General features: G+C 65.7%; 12 protein-coding genes and 2 pseudogenes. 7 read left to right on the top strand and 7 right to left on the bottom strand.

Features of this window, described 5'->3' with window-relative positions; genetic code table 11:
• Positions 1-237 precede the first annotated feature (237 nt).
• Complete coding sequence (locus J7024_RS32970) at positions 238-1,344, bottom strand: PAS domain-containing protein (protein WP_124897863.1); 1,107 nt, start codon at positions 1,342-1,344, stop codon at positions 238-240.
• Between the two features lie 398 nt (positions 1,345-1,742).
• Between J7024_RS32970 and J7024_RS32965 the strand changes: the two genes are divergently transcribed.
• On the top strand, positions 1,743-1,994 hold the full coding sequence (locus J7024_RS32965) for a hypothetical protein (RefSeq protein WP_124897862.1): 252 nt from the start codon (positions 1,743-1,745) through the stop codon (positions 1,992-1,994).
• 85 nt (positions 1,995-2,079) lie between these two features.
• Here J7024_RS32965 and J7024_RS32960 read toward each other — a convergent pair whose 3' ends face one another.
• Together J7024_RS32960 and J7024_RS32955 are read right to left on the bottom strand one after the other, a co-directional pair.
• The gene (locus tag J7024_RS32960) at positions 2,080-2,361 is read right to left on the bottom strand and encodes a hypothetical protein (protein ID WP_234745840.1); all 282 of its coding nucleotides are present in this window, start codon (positions 2,359-2,361) and stop codon (positions 2,080-2,082) included.
• Between the two features lie 236 nt (positions 2,362-2,597).
• Positions 2,598-3,539, bottom strand: coding sequence for a dihydrodipicolinate synthase family protein (locus J7024_RS32955; RefSeq protein WP_124897860.1), 942 nt, complete (start codon positions 3,537-3,539; stop codon positions 2,598-2,600).
• A 588-nt stretch (positions 3,540-4,127) separates the two neighbouring features.
• On the opposite strand from J7024_RS32955, the gene abaF reads away from it, so the two are divergent.
• Both abaF and J7024_RS32945 read left to right on the top strand, forming a co-directional pair.
• Positions 4,128-5,507, top strand: a complete 1,380-nt coding sequence (abaF, locus tag J7024_RS32950) for a fosfomycin efflux MFS transporter AbaF (RefSeq protein ID WP_279607709.1) — start codon at positions 4,128-4,130, stop codon at positions 5,505-5,507.
• A 210-nt stretch (positions 5,508-5,717) separates the two neighbouring features.
• Positions 5,718-6,398, top strand: a complete 681-nt coding sequence (locus J7024_RS32945; RefSeq protein WP_124897858.1) for a GntR family transcriptional regulator — start codon at positions 5,718-5,720, stop codon at positions 6,396-6,398.
• Between the two features lie 131 nt (positions 6,399-6,529).
• On the opposite strand, the pseudogene J7024_RS32940 reads toward J7024_RS32945, so the two are convergent.
• Positions 6,530-6,721: pseudogene (locus J7024_RS32940) on the bottom strand (hypothetical protein); the annotation flags it as partial.
• A 107-nt stretch (positions 6,722-6,828) separates the two neighbouring features.
• Positions 6,829-8,990 (bottom strand): annotated as a pseudogene (locus tag J7024_RS32935) (glycoside hydrolase family 28 protein).
• A 573-nt stretch (positions 8,991-9,563) separates the two neighbouring features.
• Between J7024_RS32935 and J7024_RS32930 the strand changes: the two are divergent.
• The 4 genes from J7024_RS32930 to J7024_RS32915 are packed head-to-tail and all read left to right on the top strand — an operon-like array spanning position 9,564 to position 13,632.
• Positions 9,564-10,550, top strand: a complete 987-nt coding sequence (locus J7024_RS32930) for a TRAP transporter substrate-binding protein (protein ID WP_124897856.1) — start codon at positions 9,564-9,566, stop codon at positions 10,548-10,550.
• Positions 10,547-11,125 (top strand): TRAP transporter small permease, encoded by a 579-nt coding sequence (locus J7024_RS32925; protein ID WP_124897855.1) that lies wholly within the window; start codon positions 10,547-10,549, stop codon positions 11,123-11,125. Before J7024_RS32930 ends, J7024_RS32925 begins: the two co-directional genes overlap by 4 nt.
• A 4-nt stretch (positions 11,126-11,129) precedes the next feature.
• Complete coding sequence (locus J7024_RS32920; RefSeq protein WP_124897854.1) at positions 11,130-12,482, top strand: TRAP transporter large permease; 1,353 nt, start codon at positions 11,130-11,132, stop codon at positions 12,480-12,482.
• A 58-nt stretch (positions 12,483-12,540) separates the two neighbouring features.
• Positions 12,541-13,632: a lactonase family protein gene (locus J7024_RS32915; protein ID WP_390680721.1), complete on the top strand. Its 1,092-nt coding sequence runs from the start codon at positions 12,541-12,543 to the stop codon at positions 13,630-13,632.
• A 34-nt stretch (positions 13,633-13,666) separates the two neighbouring features.
• Here J7024_RS32915 and proP read toward each other — a convergent pair whose 3' ends face one another.
• Both proP and J7024_RS32905 read right to left on the bottom strand, forming a co-directional pair.
• On the bottom strand, positions 13,667-15,136 hold the full coding sequence (gene proP / locus J7024_RS32910) for a glycine betaine/L-proline transporter ProP (RefSeq protein ID WP_175752661.1): 1,470 nt from the start codon (positions 15,134-15,136) through the stop codon (positions 13,667-13,669).
• Between the two features lie 476 nt (positions 15,137-15,612).
• Positions 15,613-16,680 (bottom strand): porin, encoded by a 1,068-nt coding sequence (locus J7024_RS32905; RefSeq protein WP_175752662.1) that lies wholly within the window; start codon positions 16,678-16,680, stop codon positions 15,613-15,615.
• Positions 16,681-16,756: the final 76 nt, after the last annotated feature.

The raw sequence follows: 16,756 nt of genomic DNA, 5'->3' as shown, positions 1-16,756 counted from the left end.
GGAGTTGGCGCGGCACAACGTGCCGCTCGATGGAGACATTATTTCGATTCCCGCAGCCAACAAATAGAAGGCAAACGTGGCAGATTTTTTTCGGGAGCGCGCAAAACGCCAGGGGAAATCGCGCAATCTGTGCGGGTCGTCCGGAAGGATCGCATGCGTGCCCAACCGACTGACGATTCACTCCGGCTTCACGGAAAACGCTGCGCGATCCGCATCAGCGGGTTGCGGCAAGCGCCGTCAATCACCGAACAACGCGACCAGATCCGCGATGCGCCGCACCCCCGTCTTCCCGAAGATCGCCTTGATCTGGCTGCGCACGGTGCTGATCCGCACGCCGGTGCAGGCCGCGTATTCGGCTGGCGTCTGTCCGCGCGCAATGCCCGTTGCCACCGCCATTTCCGCGCGCGTGAGCGAGAACGGACGCTGCTCCGCTTCCGGTTGCACGATGCGCCGGAACGGTCGGCGCAACAGCAGCATCGCGAGCGGCCGCGTGTCGCGATCGAGCGGCGCGGTCAATTGCGGTTTCAGCGGCACGACGTGGATTTCCAGCGTCGGGCGCTGCTCGCGATCGAGCGCATAGAGCGGCAACGGTTCGACGATCGGACACGGCGTACACGCATCCCTGACCCGTTGCACGAGTTGCGCCGCGACCTGCGGCGCCCATAGCACGAGCCGATCGGCTTGCGCGCGGATCTCCGCCGATTCCTGCAGCATCGCGAGCGCGGCGGCATTCAGATAGCGCACGCGCAGCGTGTCGTCGACGACGATCACGGCGCGCGGTAGCGCATCGAGTGCCGCGGCCATCAGCGGCTCGCGGCTCGCCGCAGGCGGCGCGGCCGTTTGCCGGAGGCGGAACACGTTCGGCAGGTGATCGAGCACGCGCTGCAGTTCGCGTGTCGTATGCGCATCGTACGGCCGGTGATTGAGCGGACGATGCACGGCGAGCATCAGCCGCCGGCCGCCATCGAGCCGCATTCCGCCGCACGAGTAGCGCAGCCCTTCGCGAATGTAGAAGTCCTGGTAATACTCGCTGCGCTCGATCACCCGATTGGGCAGGAAGCGATGCATCGGATACATGCGACCGGCCGGCTCGCGCATCAGCACGCCACGCGCGAGATCGAGGCTGTGATAGTGGCTCGCGTACGCATCGGCCCAGGCCGAGCCGTAGCCGGTGAAGTGGTATTCGAGGAAGGTGCCGGCGCGCGCATCGTGCACGAAGCAGTTCGCGGCCCGCGCATCGGCGAGCGCCGTGAGGGCCTTGAGCGCGACATCCCACTGTTCGGGGTCGATGGCGGCCGTGTAGAGCGCCGCGATCGACTCGTCGGCCGATCGTACCTTGGACATCCCCGTTCCCCGGTTGCCGCACACGCGGCGCGTTGCGCGTGTCGTCTCACCGCGTGCGCCGGATCGCGCGCGCTGGCACGTGATACGGACGCGGTGCGATCGATTCTAGCAAGCGTCCTCAATTTTGGGGATGCCGGCGACGGGGCGAGTGTCTACGATCGGCAACAGAATATCGGGGTGCGAATGCAGCCGGTGCGGCGCGACGACAGCATGTCGCGCGACTGCGCGGCCTTTGATCCGATGATATGAACGAAGTCGTCGCGCCTGCGGACGATGTTCTGACACAGGACACGTGTATCGTGCCGCAAGGCGAGTAAGGCGAGCGGGCGGACGAAGGACCATGCGGCGACGCGCCGATTGCGACGGGCCGGGCGCCGTGTTTCGGGGGGCTTCATCAGATGCTGACTAGAGACTATGTAGAGCGTGAGCTCTCGCACATCCAGCGCATGGTCGCGCTGCTGGAAAGCGATACCGGGGCGGGCGACGTGGTGATGCCGTGCGCGATGCGCGTGAGTCGTCCGAGTTACTGGCGGGGCCGGATCGAAGCGTTGCTGGTCATCCCCGGCTTGCCGCGCGACGTCAGGAGACTCGGCGACGCGCTGCTCGAGAAGATCGGCGGGATGGAGTCGCGCGTTGCGATGCAGAAGTAGCGACGGGGTGCGCTCGCGGCTTTCCTTGGAGACACCTGACGGCGTTGCATTGCGGCGATGCCGGGCCGGCGGCATGTGTCGGCCATCAGTATGATGGATTCGGTGTCTGACCTTGGCCGACCCGCTCTGTTACTTCCAGACCGCTCCAGCCTGGCAGCCATCGGCTTCGCATGTTCTCGCGCTCCGATTTACACGACATTGCCGCGCTGTTCTGCGGCCCGCTGAAATCCACGGACACAGCCACGACGATGTGCGACACGATCGCACGCGGTCGCCGCCAGACGCGATATCCGGTCTGGCCGGTAAGGCGCAACATCATGCTTACCGCTTTCTTTCTCGTCGCCCTCTTTGCGTCGATCGTCGCCATGCGCCGCGGCGTGACCCGCCAGGCCGATGCGAAGCTTCGTCTTGAATTCGATGCCGAGGGCGCGCGCGCCGACGTGTCGCGCGGGTTGATGCGGGCTGCGGGATATAGCGTCCGACGCCGGCGATATCCACGGAAATCGCCGGACTCCCGAAAACAAAAAGCCACGGATTCCTCCGTGGCTTTTCCATCACGCAGCCGCTTCGCGGCCGCGTATCGCAAGCATCGTGCGAAACCGCTTACGCGATCGTCTTCGACCAGTTCGCGTACCAGTTGCGGAACAGCGTGTACTGCGCTTCCGCGTAGTTGCGTTGCGCGTCGCTCAGCGCATCCGTTTCGTTGAAGTGCAGCGTGTATTCCGTGTCGCCGTTCAACACCATCAGGTGCTTGTAGAACAGGACCAGGTCGCAGCCTTCGTCGAACGACGACAGCACGGCCAGCGCCGATTCCAGTTCCTTCGCACGCACACGCGCCACTGCATCGCCTTGCGCGGCCTTCTTGCACAGCTCGACCAGTTGCAGCACTTCGCGCGGCAGTGCGTTGCCGATACCGGTGATCGCGCCTGCTGCGCCGCAGTTCACGAAACCGTGGAACACTTGCGTGTCGACACCGGCCATCAGCGTCACGCTATCGTCCTGCGACGTGATGTTCTCCGCTGCGTAGCGCATGTCGGCGGCGCCGCCGAATTCCTTGAAGCCGATCAGGTTCGGGTGTGCGCGGCGCAGTTCGAAGAACAGGTCGGCGCGGGTCGCGAAACCGTAGTACGGGCTGTTGTAGATCACGGCCGGCAGGTTCGGCGCGGCGTTCAGGATCGCGGCGAAGTGCGCCTTCTGTGCGGCCGGGGACGCGCCGCGCGACAGCACGCGCGGGATCACCATCAGGCCGTGCGCGCCAACCTTGGCGGCATGCGCCGCGTGCGACACGGCTTCCTTCGAGTTCACGGCACCGGTGCCGACGATGGTCGGCACGCCGGCTTCGACCAGACGCGCGACGCCTTCCTGGCGCTGCGCTTCGGTCAGCAGCGGCCAGTCGCCCATCGAGCCGCAGTACACCACCGCGCGCATGCCGAGTGCCACCAGCTCCTTGCCCTTCTTTACCAGCGCGTCGAAATCCGGCTGACGGTCAGCGGTGCACGGAGTCATCAGGGCCGGAATGGTGCCGGTAAAAATGTTGTCGCTCATCTCGTTTCCTCATTCAGATAGGGTCAACTGCCATTGCTGGCAACTTGGGCTGTACGCGCCCGCCGTCTCGTCCGCGTGATCGGGACGGCGGTTGGCCACCTCTTGTTTGCCTCGGTGCCGAAACGTTGCCTCCGGTTTCGCCCGAGAGTCAGCCATCGACGAGGTCATTCTAGCCAGTTCGCATATTTTATACAATATAAAATAAAAAGGGCGTGACGAAGGTGGCGGCATCGGGTGCGCGCAAGCGGCGGAGAGCCGCATCGCAACGGCCTCCGGCGGCGATCGCAGGAGCATCGCGACGAAGCGGGGCGATGCCTCTTTCTGCGCTCTCGCGCCCGCCCGACAGTCTTCAAAGCCCGGCCGGCGTTCTGAAAGCTGGTTCCCGCCGTGCTTTCTTCCGACAACGATTCTCCCGCCCGCAACCTTCCAGCCCGGTCGCCCAATGCCGTCCGCCGTGTCGCATTTCTGCCGAAAGCATTTTCGGGATTTCGTAGATCGTGTATTGAATATTGTATAAAATCTTTCGGCGCGCTTACTCGCGAGCCGCCCCGTCAAGGGAAATGGAAGATAACGAGAGGAGATACGGAGATGACAGGTCAGGTCGGCGAGGCAGTCTCGCCAGGTAACGCAACCGGCGTGCAGGATGCGTCGTCGAAGCGGGAATTGAAACGGGTCGTCGCGGCGTCGATGGTCGGCTCGGTGGCGGAGTGGTACGAGTTCTTCCTGTATGGAACGGCGTCGGCACTGGTGTTCGGCACGCACTTCTTCAAGAAGACGGGCAACCCGATCGACGGCCTGCTCGCCGCGTTCGCACTGTATGCGGTGGGCTTCGCCGCGCGTCCGATCGGTGGGCTGGTGTTCGGTTACTACGGCGACAAGTTCGGCCGCAAATATCTGCTGCAGGTGAGCCTGGTCGTGGTCGGCATCACGACCTTCCTGATGGGTTGCCTGCCGACTTTCGATTCGATCGGCTACTGGGCGCCGGCGCTGCTGGTCACGCTGCGCCTGATCCAGGGCTTCGCGTTCGGCGGCGAGTGGGGCGGCGCGATCCTGCTGGTCAGCGAACACAGCCCCGACAACCGCCGCGGCTACTGGGCCAGCTGGCCGCAAGCCGGCGTGCCCGCCGGCAACCTGGTCGCCACCATCATCCTGCTGGTGCTGTCGAGCTCGCTGTCGGAGGCCGACTTCCTGTCATGGGGCTGGCGCGCGGCGTTCTGGTTCTCGGCGGTGGTGGTGCTGATCGGCTTCTGGATTCGCCGCAAGGTCGACGATGCGCCGATCTTCAAGGAAGCGCAGGCGCGCCGCGAGAAGAAGCAGGAAAAGCAGCTCGGCGTGGTTCACGTGCTGAAGTATCACTGGCGTCAGGTGCTGATCGGCATCGGCGCACGTTTCGCCGAGAACATCCTGTACTACATGGTCGTCACGTTCTCGCTGACCTACCTGAAGCTGATCGTCGGCTTCGACACCACGCGGATCCTGAAGCTGATGTTCGCGGCCAACGCGATCCACTTCGTGTTCATCCCGCTGATGGGGCTGATGTCGGACCTGGTCGGCCGCAAGCCGGTGTACCTGACAGGCGCCGTGCTGACCGCCGGCTGGGGCTTCGTCGCGTTCCCGATGATGGACACCGGCAACGACTGGATCATCATGGCCGCGATCGTGCTGGGCCTGTTCATCGAATCGATGACGTATTCGCCGTATTCGGCGCTGATGACAGAGATGTTCCCGACCAACGTGCGCTATACCGCGCTGTCGCTGTGCTACCAGGTCGCGCCGCTGATGGCCGGCTCGCTCGCGCCGCTCATCGGGCTGTCGCTGCTCGACCGCTATCATTCGTCGACGCCGATCGCGTTTTATCTGGTCGCGGCGGCGGCGATCTCGATCGTGTGTGTCGGTCTCGCGAAGGAAACGCGCGGCAAGTCGCTGCGCGACGTCGATGTCGAAGCCAATCGGCGCACGAGTGCGTGATTCCGGCGGCCGAAACCGGAGCGCATGCATGGAAGCCACCCGCGAGGGTGGCTTTTTTGATGGAGCGGCGCAAGCGCGGCGCGGCGTCGAGATATCCTGCCGTCGACGCTCGGCGGCAGGGGCGCTCTGCTAATATTGTAGAAAATATGCAATATCCGTCGCCGCGGCGTCGGCGCTTGCCTGACCGCCATCCCCAGTCCGAACCGCAACATGAACGAGAAACGCCCAGCTCTTGTCTACGCCACGCGCGCCGAAGCCGCAGCGAACGAATTGCGCCGCCGCATTCTGACGGGGGAGTATGTCGACGGCTATCAGCTGCGCCAGGATGCGCTGGCCACCGAACTGGGCATCAGCCGCATCCCGCTGCGCGAAGCGCTGGTGCAACTCGAGAGCGAAGGGCTGGTGAAGATCCTGCCCCACAAGGGCGCGATCGTGTCGGAGCTGTCCCCGGAGGACATCACCGAACTGTTCGAACTGCGCGCGCTGCTGGAGCCCGTGCTGCTGAAAAAATCCATTCCGAAGCTGACAGTCGACGATTTCGCGCGGCTCGACGCGATCCTCGAGGAATACAGCGAAGTCCTGCACGCGAGCCAGTCCGGGCGCTGGGGCGAGCTGAACACCGAACTCCATCATCTGCTGCTGTCGCGCGCCGACCAGCCGAAGACGTCCGCGATCGTCGCGTCGCTGCTGCAGCAGACGGACCGCTACACGCGTGTGCAGCTGTCGTTGTCCGAAGCCGCGCGCGACGTTGCCGAATCCGAGCACGCTGAACTGGTCGCGTTGTGCCGCAAGGGCGATACGCGTACGGCGGCATCGTTGCTGAAGCGGCATATCGAGCATGCGGGCGGCGAGTTGAATGCGTTTTTGCGGGACCGGCGCGCCGGTCGCTGACATCGTTGCCGCGCACCGCGCGGCGCAAGCCTGCCGTGGTCGATTGCAGCGCTGACGCGAGGGCGAATGCGGTGTTTGGGTTCTCGGCGCATGGCCGAACCGGGTTGCCTGCCTGCGCTGACTCCGCACCAACCGCTCCCGATCCCCTGCAGTACCTTCTCCGTCCCGCCGCACACCGTGCACGGTTGTCCTTCGATCATGCCGGTACCGCGACACGCCATACACGGATCCTCGCCGCCCCCCGGCGCATCGCGCGGTTCTTCATCGCCCGGGTTCAACGGCGTGTCCTGACGCTGTCCCGCCGACGTTCCGATGTTCTGCATCGCACACCTCCCTTCGCGATTCGCGGAATGGCGCAAGACCGGTGCGCCCGCCATCCCGACTCCGATCCCCCGCACGAACGCAGGGAACCGGGGTCGTCACGTCGTCGTTACAACGACGGCGCCCACGTCGAGCCGAACGGGTTCGACTGGTCGATACCCGGGAAGTCGACGAACGCCTTGCTGCAGTCGAGCACGCTGGCCGGATCGATCGAGCGGGTCGCGGTGCCGTTCACGACGACGCGGTTCGCGGTCGACGCGAACACCGGCAGGTTCACGTTGTGCAGCGTGAGGTTCGCGTCGGATGCGATCGTCGAGATGCCGTCGGGCGTATCGGCCACCACGTCGGTGAGCGACATCACGAGCGGGAACGCCGGTTCGCCGTAGCCGCCGGTATTCGCTTCGAACCCCTGCAGCTTCACGCCCGCCGAGCCCATGATCACGACATTGGCGATCGAGATGTCATGGAAGTTCGGATACAGCGGCCCGCTCGCCGGCACGGCCTTGGTGCTGTAGTACGGCGTGAACAGCAACGCGTTCTTCGCATCGCGGATGCAGATGTCCGAGTAGTGGATGTTGCTCACCTCGCCGCCGCGCGCGTAGTCGGACTTGATCCGCAGGCCCTCTTCCGAATCCCAGAACGAATTGTCGTAGACCTGGACGTTGGTCACGCCTGCGTTGGTCTCGCTGCCGATCGAGATCCCGTGCCCCCAGTAGATGTGGTTGTGTGCGATCACGACACCGGCCTTGCGGTCCGAGCGCACGTCGCGATTGCCGTCGATGCCGAACAGGCCCGAGCCGGCGGGCGACGGGTTGCTGCTGCCCTTGAGCGCGATGTCGTCGTCACCGGTGCTCACGTAGTTGTACGCGAACACGAAGTTCTTCAGGTAGCCGTCGAACGAAATCGCTCCGGTCGAGCTCGTCGTGCTGCCGGTCGACAGCGTGGTCGAAGTCGGCTTCGATGCGGAACCCGGGTCGAATGCGTCGGTGTTCTTCACGTTGTCCGCGTTGAACGTCTGCCCGTTGTACAGCGGATTGCCGTTGCCGGCCGGGTTCGCGAACGCGGCGAGCGTCGGTGTCTGCACCTTCACGTTCCAGATCGTCAGCCCGTCGACACCGCTCGGCACCACATGGAAGTTCGGGCTGTTGTTCAGCGTGATGCGGTACAGCGTCAGGTTCTTCGCGTAGTTGAACACCATCAGCCGGAAGTTCGACTGCGAGCCGAAGCCGGTCGTGCCGTTCTGCACCATGTTGCCGAGGTACGCGAGATCCCACCACGTCATGTTGCGCACGGTCGACTTCGAATCGACGACGGTGCCGCCGTCGTCGCACGCGGTGCCGTCCGGTGCGACGTTGCCGCTCTTGTATGCCGCGTACGTGTTCGAGCAGGTCATGTCGACCTTCATCAGCGGATATTTCGCGTCGGACGTCACGAGTTCGGCGTAGCCGCGCCCGTCGATCCGGCCGTCGCCGACCACCGCCGAATTCACGAGGTTCGTGCCGGTGATCAGCGCGAGGCAGTTCGACGAGCTGCCGGCCTTGGTCGCGCTGACCGCCGTGTTGCCGCAGTACGGCCCGGCGGCGTTCGGCGCATACGCCTTCACGTCGCGCGATGCGTACAGCGTGACGCCCTTGTCGATCCACAGCGTCACGCCGGAGGGCAGCGTCAGCGGCCCGCTGATGAAGCTGTTGCCGGCGCCGCCCTGATTGACGACGAGCCGCACCGCGAACTTGCTCGCGCGGTACTTCGGCTTCGCGAGCTCCTCGCCGGACGCGCCGGCGATGTTCACGTTCGGCACGGCAGCGATTTTCTGTGCGGCGGTGGCCGATGCGTCGGCGGCGGCGATGGTGGCGCCCACCTGGGCGTCGACCGCCGCGCCGCACGCGTCGAGCGCGGCCTGGATGCGCGCCTGGTCGGGGTTGGCCGTCGCACTCGACACCGCCTTGCCGACTCCCGCGGTCGACGGATCGGCCTCCGGCGGCAACGAGCCGTCGGGGCGGCTCACGAGCGTATTGGCGGCTTCGAGCGTGCTGCACACCTGGCCGGCGGGCAGCGTCGTCGGTGCTCGGCCGGCAGCGCGGCGTCGACGGTGGTCGCCGACCTGGAACACGCCGCTGCCGCGGACGGCGCAGGCGTGGGTGCGGCCGCGCTGGTGCCGGTGCTCGAATCGTCGCCGCCGCATGCGCTCAGCGCGGCGGCGGTCGCAAGCAGCGCCGCGAACAGGCGGAGGACGCGCGGGCGTGCATTCGGCCCGGAAGGTCGGGATGTCATGACGGATATCTCCTGATGTGGCCGTGCCTGAGGGCTGGGCCGGGTTTGGTATCGGGTCATTCGGGCGGGGCGCGGCAGCACGGCGCGAAGGCGTCGCGTGCACGGCCTGCCGGCAATCGATGAAACGGCGGCGCGAGCCGCCCGTGCGGGTCGTCGGACGAGCGCCGGTCGCGCCGCGATACGCACGGGCCTGCGCACGCTCGTGGCGGTGCGGGGCCGTGGCTGTTTTGTAGTCAGTCATCCTATAACCATGGAAATGAAAACGAAAGATGCCGGTTGGCGTCGGGAAAACGACACAACAGCGCATCGATTCAAATGCGGACCCATTTCCGGAAAACGTTTCGCCAGCTATCCGCCAAACAGAGAAAGCTTTTCCCCTTGAGACGCCGTAAACCCGTATCAGAAGCCGTTATAGGGGTATGCACCAAGTGAGTTAAACGATTAACCGACGTACATTCCCAACGACACGTCATACAACGTATGACTGCGATTGGACGAAAGGCCGGGCACCGACGCGTGCGGATGCCGCCACGATCGCCGCGAAACAACGAGCAACCATCAAGGAGACTGACGATGAAACACCGATTCACCCGCTCCCGTACTGCACTGGCCGTCGCGCTGATGGCCGGCTTCGCGGTCTCTGCCCATGCCCGCGTGTTTCGCTCGGCGGACGTGCACGGCGATAACTTCCCGACCAACATGGCGGTCAAGTACATGGGCGACGAGCTGTCGAAGCTGACGGGCGGCAAGGACTCGATCAAGGTGTTCGGCAACAGCGCACTCGGCTCGGAGAAGGACACAGTCGACCAGGTGCGGATCGGCGCGATCGACATGGCGCGCGTGAACGGTGCGTCGTTCAACGAGATCGTGCCGGAGTCGCTGATCCCGTCGTTCCCGTTCCTGTTCCGCGACATCGATCATTTCCGCAAGGCGATGTACGGGCCGGCGGGCCAGAAGATCCTCGACGCGTTCTCGGCGAAGGGGATGATCGCGCTGACTTTCTACGAGAGCGGCGCACGCTCGATCTACGCGAAGCGCCCGGTGCGCTCGCCGGCCGACATGAAGGGGCTGAAGGTTCGCGTGCAACCGTCCGACCTGATGGTCGACGAGATCAAGGCGATGGGCGGCACGCCGACGCCGATGCCGTTCGCCGAGGTATACACGGGCCTGAAGACGGGCCTCGTCGACGCAGCGGAAAACAACATGCCGTCGTACGAAGAAACCAAGCACTACGAAGTGGCGCCCGACTACTCGGAGACGGAACACGCGATGACGCCGGAAGTGCTGGTGTTCTCGAAGAAGACCTGGGACACGCTGTCGCCGCAGGAGCAGACGGCAATCCGCAAGGCCGCGGCCGATTCGGTGCCGTACTACCAGAAGCTGTGGACGGCGCGCGAGGCATCGGCGCAGCAGACGGTGACGAAGGGCGGCGCGAAGATCGTGCCGGCCGCGCAGATCGACCGTGCGGCGTTCGTGAAGGCGATGCAGCCGCTGTGGACCAAGTATGAAAAGACGCCGCAGATGAAGCAGATCGTCGACGAGATCGAGGCGACCAAGTGACCCGTCGCACTTCCCTGAACGGCGCGGCGGCCGTGGGCTCCCCGGACGCGGCCGCCGCGGACGGGGCGGCACCGTGCCGCCCGCGCGCGGCCGTGCCGCTCTTGCGCTGCGTGAACGACCTGCTGTTCCGTACACTGGCCGTGATCGCGTCGCTGTGTCTCGCGGCGCTCACGCTGCTGGTGTTCTATGCGGTCGTGATGCGCTACGTGTTCGAGAACGCACCCGACTTCGTCGAGCCGATCGCGTTGCTGCTGGTGATCGTGATCGCGATGTTCGGCGCGGCGATGAAGGTGCGCGACGGCGGCCATATCGGCCTCGACTCGCTCGTGCGGCGTCTGTCGGCGGGGCCGCGCATGGCGGTGATCGCGATCCAGCACCTGAGCCTGATCGCGTTCGCGATCGCGATCATGATCGGCTGCGGCAGCATGGCCGCCGAGACGATGGGCGACCGCATTCCGATCATCGGGCTGCCCGAAGGCGTGCGCTACCTGATCACGATTCCCGCGGCGATCGCCATCATCCTCTTCTCGCTCGAGCACCTGCTCGCGCTTCGTCGCTCTTCGTCGGGACAATAACGCCATGGAACTCGCGATTCTGTCCGTCAGTTTTCTGATATTCCTCGTGCTCGGCGTGCCCGTTTCGTTCGGGCTCGGGCTGGCATGCGTGCTGACCTACATGGTCGAAGGGCTGCCGATCGCAACCGCGATGCAGTCGATGATCTCGGGGATGAACGCGTTCTCGTTCCTCGCGGTGCCGTTCTTCATCTTCTCCGGCGAACTGATGCTGCACGGCGGCATCGCGGACCGGATCCTGCGCTTCGCGCAGGCGACCGTCGGCCATTTCCGCGGCGGTCTCGGGATGGCCAACGTCGTCGCGTGCACGCTGTTCGGCGGTGTGTCGGGCTCGCCGACCGCCGATACGTCCGCGATGGGCGGCGTGGTGATTCCGCTGATGAAGCGCGAAGGCTACAGCGCGGCCTATGCGGTCAACGTGACGACCCACGCGTCGCTCGCCGGCGCGCTGATGCCGACGTCGACCAACATGATCATCTACGCGTTCGCCGCGCAGGGGATCACGGGGCTGCTGCACGGCCAGCAGGTGAGCGGCGTGTCGATCGGCGACCTGCTGTTCTCCGGGCTGCTGCCGGTGTTGTGGGTGATGGGCTTCGTGCTCGCGGCGGCGTACTGGCAGGCCGTGCGTCACGGCTATCCGCGTCGTGAAGACGGTTCGTCTGCGCTGCCGCTGTTCCCGGGCTGGTACGCGGTGCTGCGCAGCTTCGTCGGCGCGGTGCCGGGGCTGATGGTGATCGCGATCATCCTCGTGTGCGTGGCGAAGGGGATTGCGACCGCGACCGAAGCGGCCGCGATCGCGGTGGTGTATTCGCTCGTGCTGACCGCGTTCGTGTACCGCACGCTGACCGTCGAGAAACTGCGCCGCGCGCTGTCGCATGCGGCGCGTACGACGGGCGTCGTGCTGCTGCTGATCGCCGTGTCCAACATGCTGCGTTTCCAGATGTCGTACCTGGAGATTCCGGATGCGATCGAAGGGCTGCTGAAGCAGTCGACCGCCGCGCCGTGGCTGATGCTGCTGTACATCAACGTCATCCAGGTGTTCCTCGGCACGTTCGTCGACATGGCCGCGCACATCCTGATCACGACGCCGCTGTTCCTGCCGATCGCGATGGCGTGCGGCGTCGGGCCGGTGCAGTTCGGGATCATGCTGCTGCTGAACTGCTCGCTCGGCCTCGTGCATCCGCCGATCGGCTCCGTGCAGTTCGTCGGCTGCGCGATCGGCAACGTGTCGATCGGCGAGACGACGAAGATGGCGTGGCCTTATTACCTCGCGATCTTCAGCGCGATCAACATCGTCACGTACCTGCCGTTCTTCTCCACCTGGCTGCCGAGCCTCATCAGCGGTCACGCGGTGTACTGATCGCTGGCGTTACCCGCCGCAATCACATGTGCCGCCTCATTTCCCGACCTCGAACGCCATGAACATGAAGACAATTCGGCGCGCCGCCGCGGCCGCCGCATTCGCACTGGCCGCATCGGCCGCGCACGCCGCGACGTATGCGTACGTCTCGAACAGCGACAGCCGCGACATCTCGGTGTTCGGCGTCGACACGTCGAGCGGCGCGCTGCGCGCGATCGAAACCGTGCCGGTCGGCGGGACCGTGATGCCGATGGCGCTGTCGCCCGATCATCATCGGCTGTATGCGGCGCTGCGCTCGACGCCGTATCGCGTCGTCAGCTTCGCGATCAATCCGCTCGACGGGCGGCTGATCGAGCTGGGCCGCTCGCCGCTCGCGGAGAGCATGGCCTACGTGTCGACCGATGCGTCGGGCCGCTACCTGTTCTCCGCGTCGTACGGCGGCAATCTGCTGGCGGTCAACGGGATCGGCGAGAACGGCGTCGCGGGCGACGTGCAGCAGACGATCAAGACCGGCCCGATGGCGCACGCGATCCGGCAATCGCCGGACGGCCGCCATGCGTTCGCATCGGTGCTCGGCGCCGATGCATGGCTGCGTTTGTCGTTCGATGCCTCGACCGGCAAGCTGACCGACACGGCCGAGCCTGCGTACCGGCTGCCGGCGAAGTCGGGCCCGCGCCATTTCGTGTTCTCGTCGAACGGGCGGTTCGCGTACCTGATCGACGAGCTCGACGGCAAGCTGCACGTGATCGCGCTGTCGCACGGCGATGCCGATGCGCGGCCGATCCAGACCGTATCGATCCTGCCGCCGGATTTTCACGGCGACAAACCGTGGGGCGCGGATCTGCACCTGACGCCGGACGGCACATTCCTCTACGCGTCGGAGCGCACGTCGAGCACGCTCGCGGCATACCGTGTCGACCCGGCGTCGGGCAGGCTGACGCGCATCGGCACGTTCGCGACCGAGCGGCAGCCGCGCGGCTTCGCGATCGATCCGTCGGGCCGGTATCTGCTCGCGGCCGGGCAACTGTCGCCGACGCTCGCGGTGTACCGGATCGATAGCGGCACCGGGCACCTCGACGAAATCGGCAAGTATCCGGTCGGCAAGGGTGCGAACTGGGTCGAGATCGTCACGTACGACGGGACGAACTGACGGCCGGCGCGGCATCGCGGCGCGCCGGCATGGGTTACGCGCGTTCGCCGATCGGCGTGAGCTTGCGGTCGCGCACGCGGCCCTCGTCGGCGCCGCGACGAATCAGGTCCTGCGCTTCCGCGCGGCTTGCGACACACGGCGAGGAACCGGGCAGCGGCCGGCGTGCCGACTCGCGCAGCGCGAGCACCGACACGATGCCGATGAACGACGCCCCCATCAGGTAGTAGGCCGGCATCATCAGGTCGCCGGTGCGATCGACGAGCCACGCAGTGACGAGCGGCGTCGTGCCGCCGAACAGCGACACCGACACGTTGAAGCCGATCGCAAGCGCGCCATAGCGGATCCGCGTCGGGAAGAGGGCAGGCAGCGCCGACGGCATCACGCCGGTGAAGGTCGACAGCAGCGTGCCGTAGATCAGCATCCCGCCGAACACGGGCAGCATTCCGCCGGTGCGGATCAGCAGCAGCGCCGGCACCGACAGCACCAGCAGCCCGACGCAGCCAAGCATCATCACCGGCTTGCGGCCGATCCGATCCGACAGATGCCCCGTGTAGAGTGTCATCGGCATCATCAGCACCATTACGAGCAGCACCATGAAGAGCCCGTGCGTTTCGTTGAAGTGCAGGGTCGCGGACAGGTAGTTCGGCAGGTACGACAGCGCCATGTAGTCGGTCACGTTGAAGATCAGCACGAGCCCGACGCACTGGAGCAGCGGCCGCCACTGTTCGACGAGCAGCGTGCCGAACGACTGCTTCGGGCGCGATCGTTCGTCCGCCTCGCGTGCTTCCGCTTCCTTCTTGAACGCCGGCGTTTCCTCGAGCTTGAGCCGCACGTACAGGCCCACGAGGCCGAGCGGGCCCGCGATGAAGAACGGCACGCGCCAGCCCCACGACAGCAGCGCTTCCTGCGACAGCGTCGCTGTCAGCACCGCGACGGTCGCCGCGCCGAGCGTGTAGCCGATCAGCGTGCCGAACTCGAGGAAGCTGCCCATGAAGCCGCGGCGCCTGTCGGTCGAGAATTCGGCGATGAAGGTGGCGGCGCCGCCGTATTCGCCGCCGGTCGAGAAACCCTGCACGAGGCGGGCGACGAGCAGCAGGATCGGCGCCATGATGCCGATCGACGCATAGCTGGGGATCAGGCCGATCGCGAAGGTGCCGACGGCCATCATGATCATCGTGGCGGCGAGCACGCGCTGGCGGCCGATGCGATCGCCGAGCGGGCCGAACACCATGCCGCCGAGTGGGCGCACGAGGAACGCGGCCGCGAACGTGCCGAAGGTTGCGAGCAGCTGCGCGGACGGGCTGCCGGACGGGAAGAACACTTTGCCGAGCGTGACGGCGATGTAGCTGTAGACGCCGAAGTCGAACCATTCCATCGCATTGCCGAACGCCATCGCCCCGACCGCACGCTTGAGGACGGCGGAATCGACGATCGTGATGTCATCCAGCTTGAGGGCCTTGCGTGAAGACCGGGCCTTCGCGGAGTGCGCGTGCGATGAACTCAAGGAATGCTCCTGGCAGGGCCGTCGCCGCCGAGCGGGAGGTGTGCGGCGCGCAGGCCGCAGGACCGTCGGGGACGAAGGCGGTTGTCTCTGGATCGCCATGATGTCGAGGATGCGGCGCGCAGCACGCGACATCCGGCGAGTGTGTTGGTGTGAAGCAGTGTAGAGAAACGGGCGGAGCCGACTATCGGTCATGCGCCCGGAAACCGGTCGTAAACGACACGGTTGGCGCAGCGGGACAACCCGCCGCGCGGCAGCGCCACGCACGCATCATGCGGTCCGGGCAACGGCGCGAGTGGTCTATACCGGGTCGGGACGAGCATGAACCGCACGATGGGGAGCGTGGGGCGTCACGTGGTTCGATGGGATGAGCGCGGATTCACATGGTGCGAAAGCCGCCGTGAATCCGGTGTACAACGATTCGGAGTACGAATGCAGGGCGACGACGGTTCGACACGGAAACCGCCGCCGCTCGTGCATCAGAACATGTGGCGGATCCCGACGTTCGCGCCGACGGTCGTCCCGGTGACCGCGTAAAGCGCGTTGTTGATCCCGAGCCCGGTATCCATCGCACCGTGGTTGTTGACCATCGCGACCTGCGCGTACAGCGCGGTCGCCTTCGACAGGTTGTAGCTCGCGCCGACGGCCGCGAGCAGCGAGTGATTGGCGGTGTCGTTGCGATCGCTCGTGAACCATACGCCGCCGTTCACGTCGACGGCCGGCGTCGCCTGGTAGTCGAGGCCGCCCCCGTAGACGTTGCTGCTGAACGATCCGCCGACCTTGTAGCTCGCGAACGATGCCTTCGCGGTGACCGGGCCGAACCGGTACGCGGCGCCGATCGTGCGCCCGACGAACGCTACGGTGCTCGGTGTCGGCGTCGGGTCGGTGCCGTCGTTGCCGTCGTAGAACGCCGCGTCGATCATGAAGCCGCCATGCTCGTACTTGAGGCTCGCCGAGTACTGGCGGCCGGCCTGGAAGTCGCCAGCCTTGCCGCCGAGCGCGATCATCGCGCTGCCGGTGAGGCCGGCGATCGTCGGGCTCGTGTACGACACGGCGTTCGGGTTGAACAGGCCCGTCACGAGCACGTTGTCGACGTAGTTGATCAGGCCGCTGCCGAAGTGCGAGAAGCTGCGCGGGTCCGAATCGAAGATCGCGAGCAGGAACGGCGAGTACTGCACGCCGGCCTTGACCGTGCCGAAGCCGCCGTCGAGCCCTACCCACGCCTGACGGCCGAAGAAGTTGCCGTTCGAATGGGCGAACGCGCCGTTGGTGACGGCAAAGCCGCTTTCGAGCTGGAACCGGGCCTTGAGGCCGCCGCCGAGATCCTCGGTGCCGGTCATCCCGAACGTCGTCGGCGTCATGCCGGTGTCGGTCATCGCGAACTGATGGCCCGCATTCCCGCCGGTGGTGGCGTCGAGCGTCTTGCTGGTATACAGCACGGCGGCGTCGAGGTTGCCGTACAGCGTCACGCTGCTCTGCGCGAAGCCGCTGGTACTGGCCAGCGCGCCTGCCAGCGCGGCGCAACCGATCACGATTCTGCTTTTCATTGAGTGTCTCCAGTGTTGTGTTGTTGTACGTCGATGCATCGAACAGGGAATGCGACGGACGCCCGCGTGGCGGTGT

Source organism: Burkholderia sp. WTPI3 (assembly GCF_021483755.1).
Classification (GTDB): Bacteria; Pseudomonadota; Gammaproteobacteria; order Burkholderiales; family Burkholderiaceae; genus Burkholderia.
Note: the sequence above shows the minus strand (reverse complement) of the source record. Positions and strands in the feature narration are given on the sequence as shown.

Coding starts and splice junctions, on each gene's coding strand:
- J7024_RS32970 (WP_124897863.1), bottom strand. CDS start 1,344: ATGTCCAAGGTACGATCGGCCGACGAGTCGATCGCGGCGCTCTACACG.
- J7024_RS32965 (WP_124897862.1), top strand. CDS start 1,743: ATGCTGACTAGAGACTATGTAGAGCGTGAGCTCTCGCACATCCAGCGC.
- J7024_RS32960 (WP_234745840.1), bottom strand. CDS start 2,361: ATGGCGACGATCGACGCAAAGAGGGCGACGAGAAAGAAAGCGGTAAGC.
- J7024_RS32955 (WP_124897860.1), bottom strand. CDS start 3,539: ATGAGCGACAACATTTTTACCGGCACCATTCCGGCCCTGATGACTCCG.
- abaF (WP_279607709.1), top strand. CDS start 4,128: ATGACAGGTCAGGTCGGCGAGGCAGTCTCGCCAGGTAACGCAACCGGC.
- J7024_RS32945 (WP_124897858.1), top strand. CDS start 5,718: ATGAACGAGAAACGCCCAGCTCTTGTCTACGCCACGCGCGCCGAAGCC.
- J7024_RS32930 (WP_124897856.1), top strand. CDS start 9,564: ATGAAACACCGATTCACCCGCTCCCGTACTGCACTGGCCGTCGCGCTG.
- J7024_RS32920 (WP_124897854.1), top strand. CDS start 11,130: ATGGAACTCGCGATTCTGTCCGTCAGTTTTCTGATATTCCTCGTGCTC.
- J7024_RS32915 (WP_390680721.1), top strand. CDS start 12,541: ATGAACATGAAGACAATTCGGCGCGCCGCCGCGGCCGCCGCATTCGCA.
- J7024_RS32905 (WP_175752662.1), bottom strand. CDS start 16,680: ATGAAAAGCAGAATCGTGATCGGTTGCGCCGCGCTGGCAGGCGCGCTG.